Genomic DNA, 22,072 nt, shown 5'->3' with positions numbered 1-22,072 from the left:
CAGCAGGGCAAGTTCGACTGGATGCTCAGGGACCTCTACGACGGCGTCCCGGGCATCGAGATGATCGTGGTGCTCTCCGCCGACGGACTGCGCATCGCCCGCTACTCCGGCGACCCGGACGCCGCCGACCGGGTCGCCGCGGCCTGTGCGGGCCTGCAGAGCCTGGCGGGGGCCGTCGCCCAGGAGATCCCCACCAGCGACGGCGAGATGAAGATGGTCATCATCGAGATGAACGGCGGCTACTTCTACCTGATGGCCGCCGGCCCCAACGCCTTCCTCGCCGTGCTCTCCGACGTCCGCTGCGAGCCCGGCCGGATGAGCCTCAGCATGGCCGACCTCGTCGCCCGCATCGGACCCCACCTGACCAGCCCCGCGCGGCGCAACGGGCAGACCGTATGACTCCTCCGCGGCGCCAGAGGCGAACCCCCGGCCACGATCCGTCCCCGGCGCCCCCGCCACCCGCGGAAGGCGAACTCCGCAACCCCGAGCGGCTGTTCGTCATCGGCGGGGACGGAAGCGGCGCGCGCGCCGACATCGACCTGGTCACGCTGATCGTGGCCCGCGCCGACCCGCCGGTGTCCGCCACACCGGAACAGGCGGCCCTGCTGCGGCTGTGCGCCGCACCCCTGTCCGTAGCCGAGCTGTCGGCCTACCTGAGCCTGCCGTTCAGCGTGGTGACCGTGCTGCTCACCGACCTGCTGACGGCGGAACTGGTGCAGGCCCGCGCCCCGGTCGTCCGCCAGAAGGTCGCCGACCGATCCCTTCTCGAAGCGGTGATGCATGGACTTCAAAAGCTCTGACACGATCCCGGGCCCACGGACGGAGGACCGGCTGCCGCACACGGCCGAGGCCGCCGTGAAGATCGTCATCGTGGGCGGTTTCGGGGTCGGCAAGACCACCATGGTCGGCTCGGTCAGCGAGATCAGACCGCTGACCACGGAGGAGACGATGACCCAGGCGGGCGTCGGCGTGGACGACGACTACGGCTCCGCCTCCAAGACCGCCACCACCGTCGCCATGGACTTCGGCCGCATCACCATCACCGACCAGCTGGTGCTGTACCTGTTCGGCACGCCCGGCCAGGAGCGCTTCTGGTTCCTGTGGAACGGCCTGTTCGAGGGCGCGCTCGGTGCGGTGGTACTGGTGGACACCCGCCGCCTGGAGGTCAGCTTCGACGTCATGGGGCGGCTGGAGGAACGCGGCGTGCCCTTCGTCGTCGCCGTCAACTCCTTCCCCGACGCGCCCCGTCACCCCGTCGCGGAACTGCGCACCGCTCTCGACCTGCCCGAGGAGATCCCCATCCTCGACTGCGACGTACGGCGCCGGGCCTCCAGCCGGGACGTCCTGATGACGCTGATGCGCCTCCTCCACTCCCTCGCCCTGAAGGGCGCGCTCACCTGACCCGCCCGGACGCCCCCCGACCGACTCTCACCCCTGCTGCGGAGCGACCCTGTGACGCCTGAACGCCACTCCCCGACCCGAACGGGCGACCTGCTGCCCGGACCGCCTTCCGGCTGCCCCGCGCACGGCCTCGGACCGGGCGGACTGCGCCGGCTGCACGAGACGGAGGACCTGGACGAGCTCTACGAGAAGCTGCGGGAACAGTACGGGCCGGTGGCGCCCGTGCTGCTCCACGACGACGTGCCGATGTGGGTGGTCCTCGGCCACGCCGAGAACCTCCACATGGTGAGCACCCCGGCCCAGTTCTCCCGCGACAGCCGGATCTGGACCCCGCTCAACGAGGGCATGGTCAAGCCGGACCACCCGCTCATGCCGCACATCGCCTGGCAGCCGATCTGCTCGCACGCCGAGGGCGACGAGCACAAGCGGCTGCGCGGCGCGGTCACCGGGGCCATGTCCACGATCGACTACCGCGGGCTGCGCCGGCACATCACGCGGCACACCCAGCGCCTCGTCAACCGCTTCTGCGAGGAGGGCCGCGCCGACCTCGTCGGCGAGTTCGCCGAGCACCTGCCGATGGGCGTGATGTGCGAGGTCCTCGGCATGCCGGACGAGTACACCGACCGGATGGTGGAGGCCGCCCGCGACACGCTCAAGGGCACCGAGACGGCCATCGCCAGCCACGCCTACGTCATGGACGCCCTCGGACGCCTCACCGCCGCCCGCAGGGCCCGGCCCGGGAACGACATGGCCAGTCATCTCGTCGCCCACCCGGCCGGGCTCACCGACGACGAGGTCAGGGAACACCTGCGGCTGGTCCTGCTCGCCGCCTACGAGGCGACCGTCAACCTCATCGGCAACGTGCTGCGCGTGGTGCTCACCGACCCGGGCTTCCGCGCCCAGCTCAGCGGCGGCCAGATGACGGTGCCCGAGGCGGTCGAGCAGTCCCTGTGGGACGAGCCGCCGTTCAGCACGGTCTTCGCCTACTTCGCCAAGCAGGACACGGAACTGGGCGGCCGGCGCATCCGCGCGGGCGACGGACTGCTGCTCGGCATCGCACCGGGCAACGTCGACCCGCGCATCCGCCCCGACCTGGACGCGGGCATGCAGGGCAACCGCTCCCACCTCGCCTTCGGCGGCGGCCCGCACGAGTGCCCCGGCCAGGACATCGGGCGTGCCATCGCGGACGCGGGCATCGACGCGCTGCTGATGCGGCTGCCGGACGTACGGCTCGACTGCGCCGAGGACGAGCTCGGCTGGCGGTCGTCGATCGCGTCGCGCCACCTGGTGGAGCTGCCGGTGCGGTTCGAACCGCGGCCGCAGCAGGAGGTGAACCAGCGGCCCAGCCACACCGACGAACCGCGGCAGCGCGCCGCCTGGCACGTCGGCACCCCGCCGCCGTCACCGGAACCCGCGCCCACGGCCCCGGAACCGGCCGCGCCCACCGCTCCCACGGCGACGGCCGCGACGCCCGGGCCCACGGCACCGGGCCGCCCCGCGGGAGCGTGGCAGCGCTTCCTGCTCTGGTGGCGCGGCTACTGACCGCCGGCCCACTCCTCGTACGCCGCCCACGCCCCGAGCGACCGCCCGCTCAGGAACCGGTGCTCGCGCCCCGTGACCGGATCGGTGAACGACAGCTCCCGCGCCAGGAGTTGCAGCGGCCGCCGGAAGTCGCCGGCCGCTACGGGCGCGGCCACCTCGGGGTAGAGCGGATCGCCGAGGATCGGCACGCCGAGCGCGCTCATGTGCACGCGCAGCTGGTGGGTCTGCCCGGTGGCGGGCACCAGCCGGTACCGCCCCAGCGACGGCGCGCCCGCCGGGCCGGGGCCGCGGTGCCCGGTCAGCTCGACGCGGGTCACGGCGTTCGGCTCGCCCTCGACCTGCCGGGCGGCCAGAAAGCCGCGCTCCTTCACGATCCTGCTGCGCACGGTGCGGGGCAGGGCGAGCGCGGGGTCGTAGGGCGCGACCGCCTCGTACACCTTGCGCACCCGCCGGTCGCGGAACAGCGACTGGTAGGCGCCGCGCTCCTCGGGGCGGACGGTGAACAGCACCAGGCCGGCGGTGAGCCGGTCCAGGCGGTGCGCGGCGCCGAGCGCCGGGACGCCGAGCTCGAGGCGGAGCCGAGCGAGCGCCGTCTCGGTGACGTGGCCGCCGCGCGGGGTGGTGGCCAGGAAGTGCGGCTTGTCGACGACGACGATGTGCTCGTCGCGGTGCACGACCTCCAGCGGGAAGGGCACCGGCACCTCCGGCGGCAGGTCGCGGTGGAACCAGACGTACAGCCCCGGCTCGTACGGCGCGTCCGCCGCGACGGGCCGTCCGTCGGCCCCGACGATCCGGCCCGCGTCGAACATGCCCTCGACCGTGCCGGCGCCCGCGCCGGACAGCCGCTCCACCAGGTGCTCGCCAACGGTGGCCCACGGCCCGGCGGCCGGCAGCCGCACCCGTACCGGGTCCACCCCGTGGCGCTGGGGGAGGGGCGAGGGCGGGGGAGGGGTACGGCGTCTCATCGGGTGCCAGCGTACGAGGCCGGGGGCGGCCCGGGAAAAACGGATGGTCCGCCCACGGCCGCCGTTGACAGGATGCCGGTCATGCCCTTTCTGACGCGTCCCGTCCTTCCGCCCGGCACCCTCTCCCGCACCCCGCAGCCCGTGATCCCGGCCGGCGACGGCCTGGTCCTGCGCCCCTGGCGCACCGAGGACGCGCCCGCCGTCCACGCCGTCTTCCAGGACCCCGTGATGCACCGGTGGCACGCGCGCGCCGCCGACTCCGAGGAGGAGGTGCGCGGCTGGATCGCCGAGTGGCAGCAGGCCTGGGAGGAGGAGCGGGCGCCGCAGTGGGCGGTCGCCGACGCGGCGACCGACGGGCTCCTCGGCCGGGTGGCGTTCCGGGAGGTGGTGCTCGGCGACGGCGTCGCCGAGGTCGCCTACTGGACCGCGGCGCCGGCCCGCGGCCGGGGCGTCGCCGCGCGCGCCACGACCGCGCTCTCCCGCTGGGCCCTGGACGAGATCGGCTTCCAGCGGCTGGAGCTCGTGCACTCGGTCGCCAACGAGGCGTCCTGCCGCGTCGCGGAGAAGACCGGATTCGCCCTCGAGGGCACCCAACGGCAGGCCGTGCTGCACCCCGACGGCTGGCACGACATGCACCTGCACGCGCGCGTGCGCGGCGACTGAGGCGGGGCATCCCGCAGCCGGTCGCCCCGCGGCCGGCCGCCGGCCGGGGCGGGGCCGGACCGCCGGCGCCTTCTAGGCGGCCGACGCGCCCTCCTGCTCCGCCTCGACGCGGGCGTTCCACTCGGGCTTGGACGCCTGCCAGCCGTCCTCGTTGTGGCCGAGCCGCCAGTACCCGGAGATGGACAGGTCCTCGCGGGGGATCTCCCGCTCCACCCGCAGCAGCCGGCGCAGCTCCTTCACGCAGCCCGCCTCGCCGTGCACGAACGCGTGCACCCGGCCCTCGGGGAAGTCCAGGCCGCGCACGGCCTCGACCAAAGCCTGGCCCACCGGACGGCCGCCGCGGTGCAGCCAGACGACCTCCACGTCGGAGTCGATCTTCTGCTCCTCCTGGGGGCCCTCGACCTCGACGAAGGCGAACGCGCGGGCGCCGTCGGGCAGCGCCTCCAGGGACCTGGCGATCGCGGGCAGCGCGCTCTCGTCGCCCGCGAGCAGATGCCAGTCGGCGGCGGGGTCGGGGGCGTAGGCGCCACCGGGGCCCACGAAACGGACGGTCTCGCCGGGCCGGACGCGCCGCGCCCAGGGGCCGGCCAGGCCCTCGTCGCCGTGGATCACGAAGTCGAGGGTCAGCTCACGGTGCTCGGCGTCCCACTGGCGGACCGTGTAGGTCCGGGTCACCGGCCACTGCTCGCGCGGGAACTCCTCGCGGATCCGCTCCATGTCGAAGGGCTCCGGGTAGGTCACGCCCTCGGCGGGGAACAGCAGCTTCACGTAGTGGTCGGTGCAGGTGTCCGCGGAGAACGCGGAGAGACCCTCACCGCCGAGGACCACGCGGTGCATGTGCGGGGTCAGCCGCTCCGTGCGGACGACCTGCGCGGTGTGCGGCTTGCGCGGCCTGCGGCCCGGACGCTCTGCCATGACGGCCTCCCAGTCCCTGAGTTAGGTTTACCTAAGTTAGCATCCCCGTCACCGTCGGGACCTCGCGGTCCACGACTCCCCGAGCTCGCGGGCGCACCGTACGGCTTCCCCTCGTCCGGGACCTGATTCGGGGCGCGGGCGGTGCCCGCACCCGACGGTACGGCTCAGGCGGTGAGTGTCGTCAGCAGTCGTTCAAGGGATCCGCCCAGACCCCAGCGGGACGCGAGCGCGTCCAGCGCGGCCCGGTCGCGTGGGGCGTGCGGGAGGGCGGTGGTGACGTCCGGCAGCGGGACGTCCCCGGCGACCCGGACGACGGTGGGGGCGACCGCGAGGTAGGGCCGGGCCTCGGTCAGCCGCTTGCGCTGCGAGGGGGTCAGCTTCGCCGCCGGGTCGTCGACCGCCGCGAGGATCCCGGCGAGGTCCCCGAACTCGGCGAGCAGCTTGGCGGCCGTCTTCTCCCCGATGCCGGCCACGCCCGGCAGGCCGTCGCTCGGGTCGCCGCGCAGCAGGGCCAGGTCGGCGTACCCGCGGCCGTCCACGCCGTACTTCTCGCGCAGCACCGCCTCGTCGGTGAGCTGGAGCGTGCCGACGCCCTTGATCGGGTAGAGCACGCGCACGCCCCGGGCGTCGTCGACGAGCTGGTAGAGGTCGCGGTCGCCGGTGACGATGTCCACCGGTCCCGTCGCGCGGGCGGTGTACGTGCCGATCACGTCGTCCGCCTCGTACTCGGGCACGCCGACGCGGGCGATGCCGAGCGCGTCCAGGACGGCCTCGATGACCGGCACCTGGGGGGACAGCGTGTCGGGCACCTCCTCGGTGTCCGGCCCCGCCGGCCGCTCCTCGGCGACGCGGTGCGCCTTGTAGGAGGGGATGAGCTCCACCCGCCAGTACGGGCGCCAGTCGGCGTCCATGCAGGCGACCAGGTGGTCGGGACGGTGGTCCTTCACCAGGCGGTCGATGAAGTCGAGGAGTCCGCGCACGGCGTTCACCGGTGTGCCGTCGGGGGCCTTCACGGAGTCCGGTACGCCGAAGTAGGCGCGGAAGTAGAGGGAGGCGGTGTCGAGGAGCATCAGTCGTCCGGTCACGCCTCGCATCATGCCGCAGGTCATGGGGGCGGGCGGCGGAGGGCGTGTGAACTGGGTCACTCATGTGTTTGGGTCGGGGTGATCAGGGCAGGCGCGCAGCCGGGTCATAGCTGGTTGATTCGTTCAACTGTTAGCCAGTCTTCGCATCCCTGTCCCTGCCCCCGAGCCAAGAGGTAAGCGTGTCAGCGAGGCTAGAGGCCGAGCACCTGTACAAGGTGTTCGGCAGAAAACCGGATCAGGCGGTCGAACGACTGCGCAAGTCTGCCGACCGGGAGGAGTTGCGCGCCGACGGCACCACGGCCGCCGTCATCGACGCCTCCTTCACCGTGGAGCCCGGCGAGATCTTCGTGGTCATGGGGCTGTCCGGATCCGGCAAGTCCACGCTGCTGCGCATGCTCAACGGGCTGCTGGAGCCGACCGCCGGACGCGTCCGCTTCGGCGGCGAGGACCTCACCGAGATCGGCGAGCGGCAGCTCCGCGAGGTCCGCTCGAAGAAGATCAGCATGGTCTTCCAGCACTTCGCGCTCTTCCCCCACCGCAGCGTCCGTGACAACGCTGCCTACGGTCTTGAAGTGCAGGGCGTGCCCCGCGCCGAGCGCGAACGCCGCGCCGACGAGGCGCTCGCCCTGTGTGGCCTGGCCGGCTGGGAGAAGTCGTGGCCGGACGAGCTGTCCGGCGGCATGCAGCAGCGCGTCGGCCTGGCCCGCGCGCTCGCCACCGACGCCGACCTGCTGCTGATGGACGAGTCCTTCAGCGCCCTCGACCCGCTGATCCGCCGCGACATGCAGGACCAGCTGATCGAGCTGCAGAAGACCCTGAAGAAGACCATCGTCTTCATCACCCACGACCTCAACGAGGCCATGCGCCTGGGCGACCGCATCGCCGTCATGCGCGACGGCCGCATCGTGCAGATCGGCACCGCGCAGGACATCCTCATACGTCCCGCCAACGACTACGTCGCCTCCTTCACCCAGGACGTCGACCGCTCCCGCGTCCTGACCGCGGGCGCCGTCATGGAGACGGAACTGCGCGGCGACGAGGCCGACTGCGACTGCGAGACGGCCGCGCCCGGCACGCCCTTCACCGAGCTGTGCGCCATCAGCGCGCGCGTCCCGCACCCCGTCGCGGTCGTCGACGGCGACGGGGACCTGGTGGGCGTCGTCCCGTCCCGCCGCCTGATCGGCTTCCTGGGCGACGAGCAGGCCGACGCCGGCACCTGCGACTCCCGGCGCGGCAAGGGCCCCGAGAAGGTGATGGCCCGTGCCTAGGATTCCGCTCGGCGACTGGGTCAACGACGCCGTCGACTGGCTGCTCCAGCACGTCGCGTGGCTCTTCGACTTCCTGAAGACCGTCTTCACCGGCACCTACGACGGCATCAACGCCGTCCTCCAGGCGCCCGAACCGCTGCTCCTCGTCGGCATCTTCGCCGTCATCGCCTTCTGGCTGCGCGGCACCGTCGCCGGTGTCCTCACCTTCCTCGGATTCGCGTTCATCGTCTCCCTGGAACTGTGGGAGAACGCGATGATCACCCTGGCGCTGGTGCTCGTCGCCACCATCATCGCGCTGGTCGTCGCGGTGCCCGTGGGCATCTGGGCCGCCCGCTCCGACCGGGTCAGCGGCATCGTCCGGCCGGTGCTGGACTTCATGCAGACGCTGCCCGCGATGATCTACCTCATCCCGGCGATCCTGTTCTTCGGCACCGGCGCCTCCGCGGGCATCGTCGCCACCCTGATCTTCGCGCTCGCCCCGGGCGTGCGCATGACCGAGCTGGGCATCCGCCAGGTCGACAAGGAACTGGTCGAGGCCGCCGAGGCCTTCGGCACCAGCCCCCGCAACACGCTGCTGCGCGTCCAGCTCCCGCTGGCGCTGCCCACGGTGATGGCGGGCGTCAACCAGGTCATCATGCTCGGCCTGTCCATGGCCGCGATCGCCGGCATGGTCGGCACCGGCGGCCTCGGCGGCGACGTCAACGAGGCCATCGGCCAGCTCAACGTGGGCCTCGGCTCCGAGGCCGGCGTCGCCATCGTCATCCTGGCGATCTACCTCGACCGCATGACCAGTGCCCTGGGCACCCAGGTGTCGCCGCTGGGCCGGCGCGCCGCAGCCAAGGCCCGCGCCGCGAGCGGCCTGAAGATCTGGTCCTACCGGCCCCGCCCCCAGGTCGCCGTGATCGGCGTCGTCGTGCTGGGCCTCGTGGCCGGCGGCATGGGCGTCTTCGGCGGCTCCGGCGACACCGGGGGCGTCGCCGAGGGCAAGAACGTCGGCCAGGGCAAGAAGGTCACCCTCGGCTACGTCCCGTGGGACGAGGGCGTCGCCTCCACCTTCCTGTGGAAGGAGATGCTCGAACAGCGCGGCTACGACGTGGAGGCCAAGCAGTTCGACGCCGGGCCGCTCTACACCTCCCTCGCGCAGGGCGACATCGACGTCGTCACCAACTCCTGGCTGCCGACCACCCACGAGCAGTACTGGAAGAAGTACGGCGACCGGCTCGACGACCTCGGCTCCTGGTACGACGACACCTCCCTGGAGCTGACCGTCCCCGCCTACATGAAGGACGTCGACTCGCTGGCGGACCTCAAGGGCAAGGCCGGCCTGTTCGGCGGCAAGGTCACCGGCATCGAGTCCAGCGCCGGCGAGATGGCCCTGCTGAAGAGCAAGGTCCTCGGCGAGTACGGCCTGGACAAGGAGTACAAGGTCGTCGACAGCTCCACGCCGGCGATGCTGGCCGAGCTGAAGCGGGCCATGAGCAAGAAGGAACCGATCGTCGTCACGCTCTGGTCCCCGCACTGGGCGTACAACGACCTCGACCTGAAGAAGCTGAAGGACCCGAAGGGCGCCTGGGGCCAGGGCGACGGCGTGCACACGCTGTCCCGCAAGGGCTTCGCCGGCGACGACCCCACCGTCGCCGGGTGGATGAAGGACTTCAAGCTCACCGAGAAGCAGCTCACCAGCCTCGAGGCCGAGATCAACAAGGCCGGCAAGGGCAAGCAGCAGGACGCCGTGCGCACCTGGCTCAAGTCCAACCCGGGCCTCGTCGACAAGCTGGCCCCCGTGCAGGGCGGCTCCGGCACCACCCCGGCCGAGGCCGAGCGCGCCGTGGACGTCGCCTGGTTCCCCTGGGACGAGGACGTCGCCGTCACCTACCTGTGGAAGAACGTCCTGGAGCGGCGCGGCTACAAGCTGAACCTCAAGCAGATGGACGTCGGCCCGGTCTACACCGGCCTGGCCTCCGGCGACATCGACCTCAACTTCGACGCGTGGCTGCCCCACGCCCAGAAGAACTACTGGGAGAAGAACAAGGACAGACTCACCGACCTGGGCACCTGGTACGAGCCGACCTCCCTGGAGATCGCCGTCCCCTCCTACGTGAAGGACGTCAAGTCCCTCGCGGACCTCAAGGGCAAGGCCGGTCTCTTCGACGGCAGGATCATCGGCATCGAGCCCGGCACCGGCGAGATGCAGCTCCTCAAGGACGAGGTCCTGCCGGGCTACGGCCTGGACAAGGAATACAAGGTCGTCGACGGCTCCACCCCGGCGATGCTGGCCGAACTCAAGCGGGCCTACGCCAAGCACGAGCCGGTCGCCGTCGTCCTGTGGTCGCCGCACTGGGCGTACAGCGAGTACGGGCTGACCAAGCTGAAGGACCCCAAGAAGGCCTTCGGCGAGGGCAACACGATCCGCACGATCTCCAGCGAGAAGTTCCCCGGGCAGTACCCGCAGCTCACCAAGTGGATCAAGAACTTCCACATGAGCGAGGACGAGCTCGGCAGCCTGGAGGCCGAGATCAAGAACCGCGGTCAGGGGCACGAGGAGCAGGCGGTGGCCGACTGGCTGAAGGAACACCCGGACATGGTCGGGCGCATGACCCCGCAGTGACCGGATGAACCGGCGGTGGGACGGCCTTCCGCACCGGACGCCCCCGAGGGGTGGGCCCCCGCGCTTCCCGAGAGCGCGAGGGCCCACCCCTCGGGTCGTTTCTCCGCCGGACCACGGTCGGGATCCGGACAACCACGGAGCGCCACGCCACCCCGCGGGACGGTCGGCGACATGATGCGGACCGGCGGGAACACCGGGAGCCGCCGGTGCCTTGAACCGGTAGGGTGCCCGCCGCACGAAGCGGGCGGCTCGTCGCGTGGCGAGAACCGAGAGGTCGCGGCCACCGCACCGTGACATCGATGTGACGGCCGCATGAAACGGTTTGCCGAACATGCGTAGGGTGCAGAGAACCCCTCGGGGGACGGTGCCCCGGCACGGGACGGCGGGATCACGGCGACGGGCGAAGGAGGGAGCCGGAGCGATGGGCGACCACAAAGACCAGCACCTTCGAGTGGGCGCGGCCGTACGGCGCCGCCGCCGGACCCTGGAGCTCACGCTCGCCGTGGTCGCCGAGCGCAGCGGCCTGTCCGTGCCCTTCCTGAGCCAGATCGAGAACGACCGGGCCCGCCCCAGCCAGACCTCCCTGGAGAAGGTGGCCGACGCCCTGCGCACCACCGCCGTGGAGCTGCTCGCCGCCGCCGACCCCGCGTGCAGCGTGGACGTGGTGCGGGCCGAGGACCCCGACCCCGAACTCGGGCCCAGGGTGCGCTCCCTGGTGCGCGGCCACCACCAGATGCACGCCTCCGAGTTCACCGGCGACCACGACGCGGGCCGGGAACTGCAGTACCGCAACGACCAGTTGATGTTCGTCGCCGAGGGCGCCGTGGAGATCGAGGCAGAAGGGCGCGCCTACCGGCTCGGCCGCGGCGACACCCTGTACCTGACCGGCGGGGTGCGGCACCGCTGGCGGGCGACGGTGCCCGACACGCGGCTGATCGTCGTCGCGGTCGCCGAGCACATCGAGGCCGTACGGAACCGGCCGCGCCGGTGAGGCCGCGGTGAGGGTCGTCTCCCTGGTGCCGTCCCTGACCGAGTCCGTGGCCCGCACGGTCCCCGGTGTCCTGGCCGGCGTCACCGACTGGTGCACGCACCCGGCCGGTCTCGATGCCGCCCGGATCGGCGGCACGAAGAACCCGGACGTCGACCGGATCCTCGCCCTCTCGCCCGACCTGGTGCTCGCCAACGAGGAGGAGAACCGGGCCCCCGACCTGGAGGCGCTGCGCGCGGCCGGTGTCGAGGTCCTGGTCACCGAGGTGCGCACCGTGGCGCAGGCCTTCGTGGAACTCGCCCGGGTGCTGGCTGCCTGCGGCGCGCCGTCCCGGCCCGGGTGGCTGGACGCGGCCGAGCAGGCCTGGTCGGCCGTGCCTGCCCCGTCGGCCGCGGAGCAGCGCGTCACGGCCGTCGTGCCGGTCTGGCGCCGGCCCTGGATGGTGCTGGGCCGCGACACCTTCGCCGGTGACGTGCTCGCCCGCCTCGGCGTGGACCACCTGTACGCCGGCCACGCCGAGCGCTACCCGAGGGTCCCGGTCGAGGAACTGCGGGCGGCCCGCCCGGACGTCGTGGTGCTGCCGGACGAGCCGTACCGCTTCACCGCCGCCGACGGCCCGGACGCCTTCCCCGGCCTGCCCTGCGCCCTCGTCGACGGGCGGTGCCTCACCTGGTACGGGCCGTCACTGGCCGAGGCGCCCCGGCGGCTGGGCGCGGCCCTGCGAGCAGCGCGCCGCTGACGAGCCCGCGCCCGGTGTGCACGGCGGCGACGGCCCAGGCGGCGACGAGCAGCGCGTACAGGACGAGGGCGAGCACCTCGCAGGCGGCGAGACCGGTGTGCCGGGCCAGCGCCTCGGCGCCGGTGACACAGGTCCCCACCGGGAAGGTGAACGACCACCACGTCATCGAGAAGCGCATGCCCCGGCGCCGGGCCCGCACGACGTGTGCGGCGGCCAGGCACAGCCACAGCAGCGCGAAACCCGTCACCGGAACGCCGTACAGGACGGCGAACACGGCGAACCCCTCGGCGTACGGGCCGGGCAGCACACCGGGGGCCGCGTCCGCGAACTTCCCCACGGCGGTCGTGGACTGCCCGAGCGGGCCGAGCACCAGGAACAGCGACGGGGTGAGCGCGAGCGGCAGCGGGCCGCCCGTCAGCAGCCTCCCGAAGATCACCGGGAGGGTCACCAGCGTCGCCAGCAGACTCATCCCGAACATCGCGACACAGGCCAGCAGCAGCGTCGCGCGGGGCTGGCCCGGCGGCAGATGCGGCACCAGCAACGGGCCGACGGCCGCGGACACCATCGGCGCGACGAGCGGCAGCAGCCACACCGGGGTGGCCTGGCCCGGCTCGATCCGGTGCCGTACGGCCATCAGGTACGGCACGGCGACCGCCGCCGCGAGCCCGATCGCCGTACCGGCGGTGAACAGCACCGTGCCGAGGGCGACCGCGGCCGGCTCGCCGGTCCAGTCCCGGCCGACGGTCACGGCGCCGCCGCCGACCGCCAGCAGGGCCATGGAGAGGCAGCCGTAGAAGGGGGCCGCCGCCGGATCCAGCAGATGGGCGCGGGCCTGGTCGCGGTGGTACCGCCAGTGCAGGGACCGGGCCAGGAGCAGGGCCGCCAGCACGGCCAGGGACAGCGCCCAGACGGCGGTGCAGACGGGGCGCAGACCCGGCACCTGCCGGGGGAGCCCGGCGCCCGCGGTGCCGACGACGGCGGTGCCCATGACACACGCGTACCAGTTCGGGCCGAGATGACGGACGGCCGGGACACGCCGTACCGGGACGGGCGCGGGGGACAGGGGCTGGGCTGCGGTGACCATGGTCCTACGGTCCCGGCGCCCGAAGCCCCTGACCAGGGACCATGCCCCTATGAGGGCATAAGCTGGAGTTATGAGCGGCTGGAGTGTCAGGGGCAACGGGGAGGACGGACCCGGCGAGCCGGGGCGGCACGTGGCGGGCTCGCTGTCGCACCGGGTGCCGGATCTCGGCGCCCTGGAGCTGCTGCTGGCGGTGGCGCGGCTGGGCAGCCTCGGCGCGGCCGCGCGCGAGCTGGGCATCACCCAGCCGGCCGCCAGCAGCCGCGTCCGCTCGATGGAGCGCCAGCTCGGGGTGGCCCTGGTGGACCGCTCGCCGCGCGGGTCCCGGCTCACCGACGCCGGTGCGCTGGTCACGGACTGGGCGCGCCGGATCGTGGAGGCGGCCGAGGCGTTCGACGCGGGCGCGCAGGCGCTGCGGGACCGGCGCGACTCGCGGCTGCGGGTGGCGGCGAGCATGACCATCGCCGAGTACCTGCTGCCGGGCTGGCTGGTCGCGCTGCGCGGCCAGCTGCCGGACACGGCCGTGTCGCTGCTCGCCGGGAACTCGGCGGCCGTGGCTGAGCGGCTGCTCGCCGACGAGGCCGACCTCGGGTTCGTGGAGGGCGTGAGCGTCCCGGCGGGCCTGGACTCCGCCGTCATCGCCCACGACCGGCTGATCGTCGTGGCGGCACCCACCCACCCCTGGGCCCGCCGGCGCCGCCCGCTGGCCGCGCAGGAGCTCGCGGCGACCCCGCTGATCCTGCGCGAGGAGGGTTCGGGCACCCGGCAGGTCCTGGACGCGGCCCTGGGTGGCCTGGCCCGCCCCCTGATCGAGCTGTCGTCGACCACCGCGGTGAAGGCCGCCGCGGTCGGCGGCGCCGGCCCCGCGGTCCTCAGCGAACTCGCCGTCGGCGAGGAACTCACGACGCGGCGCCTGGTCAGCGTGCCCGTGGCGGACGTCGCCCTGGCCCGCGACCTGCGCGCCGTGTGGCCGACGGGCCACCGCCCGACGGGCCCGGCACGCCAACTGCTGTCCCTGACCCGGGGCTGACCCGGCACACCGGCGGCGAGCGGCCGGCACCCGGGGGCGGGCGGAGTGTGCGGGTGGCGGCGGTCGAGGCCGCGACCTCGCCACGGCGGGCCGGCCGCGACGGCGGCGGGTGCCAAGGCGCGGCGGCCTCTCCGCGGCGGGCGCCCGGTGGGGCACGAGCGCCCGGGAAGCCGTCGTCCGGCGGGCGGGGCGCACGGCCCGGCCACCAGGTCGTTCAGGCGGAGCCGACCCGCGTCGCCGCGTCCACCAGGGCCCGCATCACGCGGTCGTCCTCGCCCATCTCCGGGTGCCACTGCACGCCCAGGGCCCAGCCGTCGGCGGGCGTCAGCTCGACCGCCTCCACCGTTCCGTCCGCCGCGTACGCCGAGACGACCAGGCCCGCGCCGAGCCGCTCCACCGCCTGGTGGTGGTACGTCGGCACGAACATCTCCTCCGCCACCACCCCGGCGTACCGCGTCCCCGGCACCGGCGTGACCGGATGGCCGCCGAACACGCCCACCGCCTCCGCGTGGCCCTCGATGTGCTGCACGAGCGTGCCGCCCAGCGCGACGTTCAGCAGCTGCATGCCCCGGCAGACGCCCAGCAGCGGGACGCGTGCCGCGAGGGCCGCCCCGACGAGCGCGAGCTCCCACGCGTCGCGGGCGCGTGCGGGCGGACCGGTGCGCGGGTCGGGCTCGGCGCCGTAGCGGACCGGCTCCACGTCCGGGCCGCCCGCGACGACCAGACCGTCGAGGCGGGCGACGGCCGCGGCGGCGTGCTCCGGCGCGTCCGGCGGGAGCAGAGCGGCCAGTCCGCCCGCCCGCTGCACGAGCCGTGGATACGCGGCGGGCAGCAGCGCCGCCTCCAGCTCCCAGACCCCCCAGCGAGCCCCGGGCTCCAGATACGTATTGACGCCGATCAGCGGCCTGTCACCCATCCGACCTCCCGGTAAAGGACCAAAGGACCGTCGTCATACCATTGCCGGCCGGCCCGCGCGCGTAACGCTCACGCCAGGAAGCCACGGAGCAGTGCGGCCGTCCCCGCGCAGTGCTCCCGCATGATCTCCCGCGCTCCGTCCGCGTCCCCGTCGAGCACGGCCTCCACCAGCGCGGTGTGCTGCCGCTGCGAGTGCTCCAGGTTGCGCACCAGCAGCGGGATGCAGTCCAGCAGGCCGTTCACGCTCGCCCGGACGGCCGCGTACTGCGCGGTCAGCGTCGGCGAGCCGCACAGCTCCGCGAGGGCCAGGTGCAGCATCGTGTCCAGCCGCCGGTACTCCGCCAGCGGCGCGTCGTGCGTGGCGTCCAGCGCCGCGCGCAGCCGCGCCGCCCGTCCGCCCGTCAGCCCGTGCGCCGCGCACAGCCCGGCCGCGCCCACCTCCAGCACCTCCCGGAAGCGCAGCACGTCCTCGAGGTCGACCCCGGCGATCCGGCGCCGCAGCTCGTCCTCGCCGCCCGCGTCCGGGCGGGGCAGCACGAACGTGCCGCCGTACCGGCCGCGCCGGGCCTCCAGCAGCCCCTGGTCCTGGAGCACCTTCAGGACCTCGCGCAGCGTCACCCGGCTGACCCCCAGCCGCTCCGCCAGCTCCCGCTCGGCAGGCAGCCGCCCGCCCACCGGCACCAGGCCCAGCCGGACCACCTGGAGGATCTGCTCCAGCGCCTCCTCGAAGCCGTTGCCGGCCCGCACCGGCCGCAGCACCGGCGTGAGCCGGTCCGGCACGCTCCCACCGTTCCCCTCCGGCATGCCGTCGCGCCCCCTTCCCAACAATGGTTCCCGGCAATACCTTATGGGTCCGGTCGGAAGGAGGCCCCTCCGTGGCAGACCGCACAGCCCCGCTCGGCGTCGAGGAACTGCACGCCCTGGTCGCGGGCGGTGAGATCGACACCGTCGTCCTGGCCTTCCCGGACATGCAGGGGCGCCTGCAGGGCAAGCGGTTCGCCGCGCGCTTCTTCCTCGACGAGGTCCTCGAGCACGGCACCGAGGGCTGCAACTACCTCCTCGCCGTCGACACCGACATGAACACCGTCGACGGCTACGCGATGTCCTCCTGGGACCGCGGCTACGGCGACTTCGCCCTGCACGCCGACCTGGACACCCTGCGCCGCCTGCCCTGGAACGCGGGCACGGCCCTGGCCGTCGCCGACCTCGCCTGGGCCGACGGCTCCCCGGTGTCCGCCGCGCCCCGCCAGATCCTGCGCCGCCAACTGGACCGCCTCGCCGGACACGGCTGGACCGCCCGGGCCGGCACGGAACTGGAGTTCATCGTCTTCCGGGACACCTACGAACAGGCCTGGGACGCCGACTACCGCGCCCTGACCCCGGCCAACCGGTACAACGTCGACTACTCGGTGCTCGGCACCGGCCGCGTCGAACCCCTGCTGCGCCGCATCCGCAACGAGATGGCCGGCGCCGGCCTCGCCGTCGAGTCCGCCAAGGGCGAGTGCAACCCCGGCCAGCACGAGATCGTCTTCCGCTACGACGAGGCCCTCGTCACCTGCGACCAGCACGCCGTCTACAAGACCGGCGCCAAGGAGATCGCCGCCCAGGAGGGCATGTCGCTCACCTTCATGGCCAAGTACAACGAGCGCGAGGGCAACTCCTGCCACATCCACCTCTCCCTCGCGGACGCCTACGGGAACACCGTCATGCCCGGCGACCGGGAGGGCGGCATGTCCGAGGTCATGCGGCACTTCCTCGCCGGTCAGCTCGCGGCGCTCCGGGAGTTCTCGCTCCTCTACGCCCCGAACATCAACAGCTACAAGCGCTTCCAGCCCGGCTCCTTCGCCCCGACCGCGGTCGCCTGGGGGCACGACAACCGCACCTGCGCCCTGCGCGTCGTCGGCCACGGCCGCTCCCTGCGCTTCGAGAACCGGCTCCCCGGCGGCGACGTCAACCCGTACCTCGCGGTGGCCGGCATGGTCGCGGCCGGCCTCCACGGCGTCGAACAGCGCCTGGAGCTGCCCGAACCCTGCCCGGGCAACGCCTACGCCGCCGACTTCGCGCACGTCCCGACCACCCTGCGCGAGGCCGCCGAGCTGTGGGAGAACAGCGCCATCGCCAGGGCCGCCTTCGGCGACGAGGTCGTCGCCCACTACCGCAACATGGCACGCGTCGAACTCGACGCCTTCGACGCCGCGGTCACGGACTGGGAGCTGCGCCGCTCCTTCGAACGCCTGTGAGGCCCCCGTTGCCCGACGACCTGCGGGTACTGAACCCCGCCACCGAAGAGGTCCTCGCGATCGTCCCCGCCGCCTCCGCCGCCGACGTGGACGCCGCCGTCGTCCGGGCGGCGCGGGCCCAGACGGCCTGGGCGGCCCTCGCGCCCGGCGACCGGGCCCGGCTGCTGCGCCGCTTCGCCGCCGCAGTCGACGGCCACCTGGAGGAGCTCGCCCGGCTGGAGGTCCGGGAGGCCGGGCACACCGTCGGCAACGCCCGCTGGGAGGCGGGCAACGTGCGTGACCTGCTCGACTACGCCGCCGGGGGAGTGGAGCGGCTCACCGGCCGGCAGATCCCGGTGGCGGGCGGCCTCGACGTGACCCTCCTCGAACCGCTCGGCGTGGTCGGCGTCATCGCGCCCTGGAACTTCCCGATGCCGATCGCCGCCTGGGGAACGGCCCCCGCGCTCGCGGCCGGCAACGCGGTCCTCCTCAAGCCCGCCGAGACGACCCCGCTGACCGCTCTGCGCCTGGGCGAACTGGCGCTGGAGGCCGGCCTGCCGGAGGGCCTGCTCCAGGTGCTGCCCGGACGCGGCCCGGTCACGGGCGACGCGCTCGTCCGGCACCCGGGCGTCGCCAAGATCGTGTTCACCGGGTCGGCCACCGTGGGCCGCCGGGTGGCCGCCGCGGGGGCGGCCCTGCTCAAGCCCGTCACCCTCGAACTCGGCGGCAAGAGCCCGAACATCGTCTTCGCCGACGCCGACCTGGAGGCCGCCGCGACCGCCGCACCCATGTCCTTCCTCGACAACGCCGGCCAGGACTGCTGCGCCCGCACCCGCATCCTCGTCCAGCGCGCCGTCCACGACCGCTTCCTCGACCTCCTCGCCCCCGCCGTCGAGTCCGTCCGCGTCGGCGACCCGGCCGACGAGGACACCGACATGGGCCCGCTGATCTCCCGGGCCCACCTGGACCGCGTCCGCTCCTACGTCCCCGACGGCGCGGCCGGCATCCGCGGCAAGGCACCCGAGGGCGGCCCCGGCTTCTGGTTCCCGCCCACCGTCCTCACCGGCGCCGACCCGCACGCCCGGGTGGCCGTCGAGGAGGTCTTCGGGCCCGTCGCCGTCGTCCTGCCCTTCGAGGACGAGGCCGACGCGATCCGCCTGGCCAACGCCACCGACTACGGCCTCTCCGGCTCCGTGTGGACCCGGGACGTCGGCCGCGCGCTGCGCGTGTCGGGCGCCGTGCGCGCCGGGAACCTGTCCGTCAACTCCCACTCCAGCGTGCGCTACTGGACGCCGTTCGGCGGGTTCAAGCAGTCCGGGCTGGGCCGCGAACTGGGCCCGGACGCACTGGCCGCCTTCACCGAGACCAAGAACGTCTTCCTCAGCAACGTCCCGACGAGCCCGGAGGGCCCCGCACAGTGAGCGAAGCGACCGAGGAGATCATCTGCCGCCGCCTGACCGGCCGCACCGCCGTCGTCACCGGAGCCGGCAGCGGCATCGGCCTCGCCTCCGCCCGCCGGCTGGCCTCCGAGGGCGCCCACGTCGTCTGCGGCGACGTGGACGAGACCCGGGGCAGGGCGGCGGCCGAGGAGACCGGCGGCCTCTTCGTCAGGGCCGACGTCACCGACCCCGAGCAGGTCGAGGCGCTGTTCCGGGCGGCGTACGACACGTACGGCAGCGTCGACGTCGCCTTCAACAACGCCGGCATCTCCCCGCCCGACGACGACTCCATCCTGGAGACCGGCCTGGAGGCCTGGAAACGCGTCCAGGAGGTCAACCTCACCTCCGTCTACCTGTGCTGCAGGGCCGCCCTGCCCCACATGCGGCGCCAGGGCAGGGGCTCGATCATCAACACCGCGTCCTTCGTCGCGCGGATGGGCGCCGCCACCAGCCAGATCTCGTACACGGCCTCCAAGGGCGGCGTCCTCGCCATGTCCCGGGAGCTGGGCGTGCAGTTCGCGCGGGAGGGCATCCGCGTCAACGCCCTGTGCCCCGGCCCGGTCGACACCCCGCTGCTGCGGGAGCTGTTCGCCAAGGACCCGGAGCGGGCCGCGCGCCGGCTCGTTCACATCCCGGTCGGGCGCTTCGCCGAGGCCGAGGAGATCGCCGCCGCCGTCGCCTTCCTGGCCAGCGACGACTCCTCCTTCGTCAACGCCACCGACTTCCTGGTGGACGGCGGGATCTCCGGGGCCTACGTCACACCGCTGTAGAACGCCGCACCGGCGTCCTACAGTGCCGGGATGAGCATGACGCCTCCGCCCGGCTGGTACCCCGACCCGTCGGCCCCGCACCGGGAACGCTGGTGGGACGGCGCGGCCTGGACCGAGCACCGGCGTACGCCCGAGGGCTTCGGCCCGCCCGTGCCGCAGCCCCCGGCCGTACCGCGGGCGCCGGACGGCGGCCCCGGGCGGCGGCGGCCGGGGTGTGAGGGCCGCCGCCCTCACCGCCGCCGCGGTGGTCCTCGTCGCGGCGATCGCCACGGGCGTCGTCCTCCTCGGCGAGGACGACGACACGGGTACCCGGGCCGGGACCCCGCCGACCCCGCCGACCGCGGCGACCCCCACGGACCCCGCACCGCCGACCGGGCCGCCGACCGCCTCGCCGAAGCCCTCCGAGCCCTCCGCGGACGACCCCGCCGTGGTCGAGGACCAGCTCAACGGCATCACCTTCCCGCTGCCGGCCGGCTGGGTGCGCCCGCGGTACGTCCCCGAGGACGACGCCGTGATGACCACGGACGGCACCTACGACTGCCCCGGCGACGGCGGCGTGTGCCGGCACGGCCTGGTCGTCTCCCGCACGGTCACCGCGAACGCCGAGAGCTCCCCGAAGGTCCTCGCCGAGCAGGACATCGAGGACGCGGCGGACGACGCCTACGACCACGACACGGTCGGCGGCAGTCCCTTCGGGGGCGTCGAGTCCCACCGGGTCGTCGCCTCGGGGCCGGTCGCGGTCGCCGGACGCGCCGGGTACTACGTGCGCTGGCGGGTGACGACGGCCAAGGGCCCCGGCGGCTACGTGCAGTCGTTGGTGTTCCCGTCCACCGTCGGCACCGAGTCCCCGATCCTCGTCCGCTACGTCTTCGACGCCGGCGAGGACGGGCCGCCGCTCGCCGACATGGACCGGATCACCAAGGGCATCCGGCCCGTCGGCGACGCGGGCACGGGCGGCGGCGTCGGCAGCAGCATCGGCCCCTCGGCCTGACCTACAGGTAGGTGCGCCCCTCGCCCCGGTACGTCGGCACCGTCGCCGTCACCGCGTCCCCCTCCACCAGGTGCAGCGTGTCGAACCGCTCGCACAGCTCACCGGCCTTGGCGTGCCGGAACCACACCTTGTCGCCGATCAGCAGGTCGTCCGCGGGGGAGCCCAGCAGCGGCGTCTGCACCTCGCCGGCGCCCTCCTGCGGGTCGTAGCGCAGCCCCTCGGGCAGATACGGCACCGGAAGCCGGTCGGCCCCGGCCGCGCCGGACGCCGGATAGCCGCCGCCGAGCACGGTCACCGCCCCGACGCCAGGGCGCCGCACCACGGGCTGGGCGAACAGGGCCGCCGGACGCCCGCTGAACGACGTGTAGTTGTCGAACAGCCGCGGCACGTACAGCCCCGATCCGGCGGCGATCTCGGTGACCGCGTCCTCCGCGGCGGTGTGCTGCACGCTGCCCGTGCCGCCGCCGTTGACGAACTCCAGGTCCGGCACCACGGCCCGTACCGCCCGCACCACCGCGGCGCGCCGCTCGGCGAGTTCGCGGCGCGCGGCGGCCTGCATCAGCCGCACCGCCCGCGACCGCAGCGGCCGTCCCGCCACCGCGTCCCCGACCCCGGCGACGTGCCCCTCGTACGCCATGACGCCGACGACCCGGAAACCCGGCCGCCGGGCCACCACCCGGGCCAGGTCGGCGACCTGCGCGGGGGAGTGCAGCGGGGATCGCCGCGCCCCCACGCGCACCCGTCCGCCGAACAGCCGCAGCGAGGTGTCCAACTCCAGGCATACCCGCACCACTTCGCGACCGCCGTCCCGCGCCTCGTCGATGAGCCGCAGCTGTGCCGGGTCGTCGGTCATCACGGTCACGGCCGAGGCGAGCTTCGGATCGGCGGTCAGCTCCGCGTACCCGGCGCGGTCCGCGGACGGATAGGCCAGCAGCACGTCCTCGAACCCGGAGCGCGCCAGCCACAGGGACTCGGCCAGCGTGTAGGACATGACGCCCGCGAAGCCGTCCCGGGCGAGGGCGCGTTCGAGCAGGGCACGGCAGCGTACGGACTTGCTGGCGACCCGGATCGGCTTGCCGCCGGCCCGGCGGACCAGATCGTCCGCATTGGCGTCGAAAGCCTCCAGGTCCACGATCGCCACGGGGGCGTCCAGATGGGCGGTGGCCCGGTCGTAACGGGCCCGGTCGGCGGCGCGCGCAGTCATGAACGAAGCCTGCCAGACGGGATTACCGCAGGGTAGGGGGACGTTCCGGGCCAATGCCACGGGCCTGCGGACTGGTTCCCCGTCGGGCCGGGACACGCCGTAGAGTGACGCGCACGCACGGCCGGGCGGTCCGGGCAGCAGGGCCCGGGGGCCCGCGCCGGGATGGCGGTTGGCCCGTGCGGGTATGCGTGCCCGGGACGGCCAGTCCGCTCCGGGCCCGGGCAGGGAACGCCGGCCCGCGCCGGACGG

General features: G+C 73.8%; 20 protein-coding genes and 1 pseudogene. 14 read left to right on the top strand and 7 right to left on the bottom strand.

Annotated elements, in window-relative coordinates; all coding sequences use genetic code 11:
- Positions 1–21 precede the first annotated feature (21 nt).
- The 4 genes from AC0VYN_RS24785 to AC0VYN_RS24770 are packed head-to-tail and all read left to right on the top strand — an operon-like array spanning position 22 to position 2,943.
- The gene (locus AC0VYN_RS24785; protein ID WP_202436838.1) at positions 22–399 is read left to right on the top strand and encodes a roadblock/LC7 domain-containing protein; all 378 of its coding nucleotides are present in this window, start codon (positions 22–24) and stop codon (positions 397–399) included.
- A complete protein-coding gene (locus AC0VYN_RS24780; protein ID WP_475532753.1) occupies positions 396–800 on the top strand; it encodes a DUF742 domain-containing protein in 405 nt (134 codons plus the stop codon). The genes AC0VYN_RS24785 and AC0VYN_RS24780 overlap by 4 nt, the downstream gene beginning before the upstream one ends.
- On the top strand, positions 781–1,401 hold the full coding sequence (locus tag AC0VYN_RS24775) for a GTP-binding protein (protein ID WP_475532752.1): 621 nt from the start codon (positions 781–783) through the stop codon (positions 1,399–1,401). Before AC0VYN_RS24780 ends, AC0VYN_RS24775 begins: the two co-directional genes overlap by 20 nt.
- 51 nt (positions 1,402–1,452) lie before the next feature.
- Positions 1,453–2,943, top strand: a complete 1,491-nt coding sequence (locus tag AC0VYN_RS24770; protein WP_475532751.1) for a cytochrome P450 — start codon at positions 1,453–1,455, stop codon at positions 2,941–2,943.
- On the opposite strand, the gene AC0VYN_RS24765 is transcribed toward AC0VYN_RS24770, so the two are convergent.
- Positions 2,937–3,908 carry an RluA family pseudouridine synthase gene (locus AC0VYN_RS24765; protein WP_475532750.1) on the bottom strand — a complete coding sequence of 324 codons (972 nt, stop codon included), beginning with the start codon at positions 3,906–3,908 and terminating at the stop codon, positions 2,937–2,939. The genes AC0VYN_RS24770 and AC0VYN_RS24765 overlap by 7 nt on opposite strands.
- Before the next feature lie 81 nt (positions 3,909–3,989).
- Between AC0VYN_RS24765 and AC0VYN_RS24760 the strand changes: the two genes are divergently transcribed.
- Positions 3,990–4,571 (top strand): GNAT family N-acetyltransferase, encoded by a 582-nt coding sequence (locus AC0VYN_RS24760; RefSeq protein WP_385458407.1) that lies wholly within the window; start codon positions 3,990–3,992, stop codon positions 4,569–4,571.
- A 72-nt stretch (positions 4,572–4,643) separates the two neighbouring features.
- On the opposite strand, the gene AC0VYN_RS24755 is transcribed toward AC0VYN_RS24760, so the two are convergent.
- Positions 4,644–5,486, bottom strand: coding sequence for a siderophore-interacting protein (locus tag AC0VYN_RS24755; protein WP_475532749.1), 843 nt, complete (start codon positions 5,484–5,486; stop codon positions 4,644–4,646).
- A 164-nt stretch (positions 5,487–5,650) separates the two neighbouring features.
- On the bottom strand, positions 5,651–6,595 hold the full coding sequence (locus AC0VYN_RS24750; RefSeq protein WP_475532748.1) for a 5'-3' exonuclease: 945 nt from the start codon (positions 6,593–6,595) through the stop codon (positions 5,651–5,653).
- Between the two features lie 155 nt (positions 6,596–6,750).
- On the opposite strand from AC0VYN_RS24750, the gene AC0VYN_RS24745 reads away from it, so the two are divergent.
- The 4 genes from AC0VYN_RS24745 (at position 6,751) to AC0VYN_RS24730 (ending at position 12,174) form a co-directional block, all read left to right on the top strand.
- Positions 6,751–7,839 (top strand): quaternary amine ABC transporter ATP-binding protein, encoded by a 1,089-nt coding sequence (locus AC0VYN_RS24745; protein WP_475532747.1) that lies wholly within the window; start codon positions 6,751–6,753, stop codon positions 7,837–7,839.
- Entirely contained in the window at positions 7,832–10,447 is a 2,616-nt protein-coding gene (locus AC0VYN_RS24740) for an ABC transporter permease/substrate binding protein (protein WP_475532746.1), read from the top strand. The genes AC0VYN_RS24745 and AC0VYN_RS24740 overlap by 8 nt, the downstream gene beginning before the upstream one ends.
- A 421-nt stretch (positions 10,448–10,868) precedes the next feature.
- Entirely contained in the window at positions 10,869–11,438 is a 570-nt protein-coding gene (locus AC0VYN_RS24735; RefSeq protein ID WP_475532745.1) for a helix-turn-helix domain-containing protein, read from the top strand.
- Between the two features lie 7 nt (positions 11,439–11,445).
- On the top strand, positions 11,446–12,174 hold the full coding sequence (locus tag AC0VYN_RS24730; protein WP_475532744.1) for a helical backbone metal receptor: 729 nt from the start codon (positions 11,446–11,448) through the stop codon (positions 12,172–12,174).
- Here the strand turns inward: AC0VYN_RS24730 and AC0VYN_RS24725 are convergent.
- A complete protein-coding gene (locus tag AC0VYN_RS24725; protein WP_451686967.1) occupies positions 12,101–13,258 on the bottom strand; it encodes a TDT family transporter in 1,158 nt (385 codons plus the stop codon). The two genes, AC0VYN_RS24730 and AC0VYN_RS24725, sit on opposite strands and share 74 nt — an antisense overlap.
- Positions 13,259–13,328: 70 nt before the next feature.
- Here AC0VYN_RS24725 and AC0VYN_RS24720 point away from each other — a divergent pair, with 70 nt between their 5' ends.
- Positions 13,329–14,285 carry a LysR family transcriptional regulator gene (locus AC0VYN_RS24720; protein ID WP_475532743.1) on the top strand — a complete coding sequence of 319 codons (957 nt, stop codon included), beginning with the start codon at positions 13,329–13,331 and terminating at the stop codon, positions 14,283–14,285.
- Positions 14,286–14,499: 214 nt separating this feature from the next.
- Here AC0VYN_RS24720 and AC0VYN_RS24715 read toward each other — a convergent pair whose 3' ends face one another.
- Both AC0VYN_RS24715 and AC0VYN_RS24710 read right to left on the bottom strand, forming a co-directional pair.
- On the bottom strand, positions 14,500–15,201 hold the full coding sequence (locus AC0VYN_RS24715) for a gamma-glutamyl-gamma-aminobutyrate hydrolase family protein (RefSeq protein ID WP_475532742.1): 702 nt from the start codon (positions 15,199–15,201) through the stop codon (positions 14,500–14,502).
- Positions 15,202–15,269: 68 nt separating this feature from the next.
- Positions 15,270–16,004: a FadR/GntR family transcriptional regulator gene (locus AC0VYN_RS24710; protein WP_475532741.1), complete on the bottom strand. Its 735-nt coding sequence runs from the start codon at positions 16,002–16,004 to the stop codon at positions 15,270–15,272.
- 71 nt (positions 16,005–16,075) lie between these two features.
- Here AC0VYN_RS24710 and AC0VYN_RS24705 point away from each other — a divergent pair, with 71 nt between their 5' ends.
- From AC0VYN_RS24705 to AC0VYN_RS24690, 4 genes and pseudogenes are all read left to right on the top strand, one after another.
- Positions 16,076–17,440, top strand: coding sequence for a glutamine synthetase family protein (locus tag AC0VYN_RS24705; protein ID WP_475532740.1), 1,365 nt, complete (start codon positions 16,076–16,078; stop codon positions 17,438–17,440).
- 8 nt (positions 17,441–17,448) lie between these two features.
- The gene (locus AC0VYN_RS24700) at positions 17,449–18,840 is read left to right on the top strand and encodes an aldehyde dehydrogenase family protein (RefSeq protein WP_475532739.1); all 1,392 of its coding nucleotides are present in this window, start codon (positions 17,449–17,451) and stop codon (positions 18,838–18,840) included.
- Positions 18,837–19,628 (top strand): 3-oxoacyl-ACP reductase, encoded by a 792-nt coding sequence (locus AC0VYN_RS24695; RefSeq protein WP_385458395.1) that lies wholly within the window; start codon positions 18,837–18,839, stop codon positions 19,626–19,628. Before AC0VYN_RS24700 ends, AC0VYN_RS24695 begins: the two co-directional genes overlap by 4 nt.
- A 36-nt stretch (positions 19,629–19,664) precedes the next feature.
- A pseudogene (locus AC0VYN_RS24690) lies at positions 19,665–20,619 on the top strand (DUF2510 domain-containing protein).
- 1 nt (position 20,620) lies between these two features.
- Here AC0VYN_RS24690 and AC0VYN_RS24685 read toward each other — a convergent pair.
- Positions 20,621–21,823 (bottom strand): amino acid deaminase/aldolase, encoded by a 1,203-nt coding sequence (locus tag AC0VYN_RS24685; RefSeq protein WP_475532738.1) that lies wholly within the window; start codon positions 21,821–21,823, stop codon positions 20,621–20,623.
- Between the last annotated feature and the right edge of the window lie 249 nt (positions 21,824–22,072).

The organism is Streptomyces sp. 63XJN7_1_ISO-PGPR-S23-121 (genome assembly GCF_056173025.1).
This window is presented reverse-complemented; position numbering and strand designations above follow the sequence as displayed.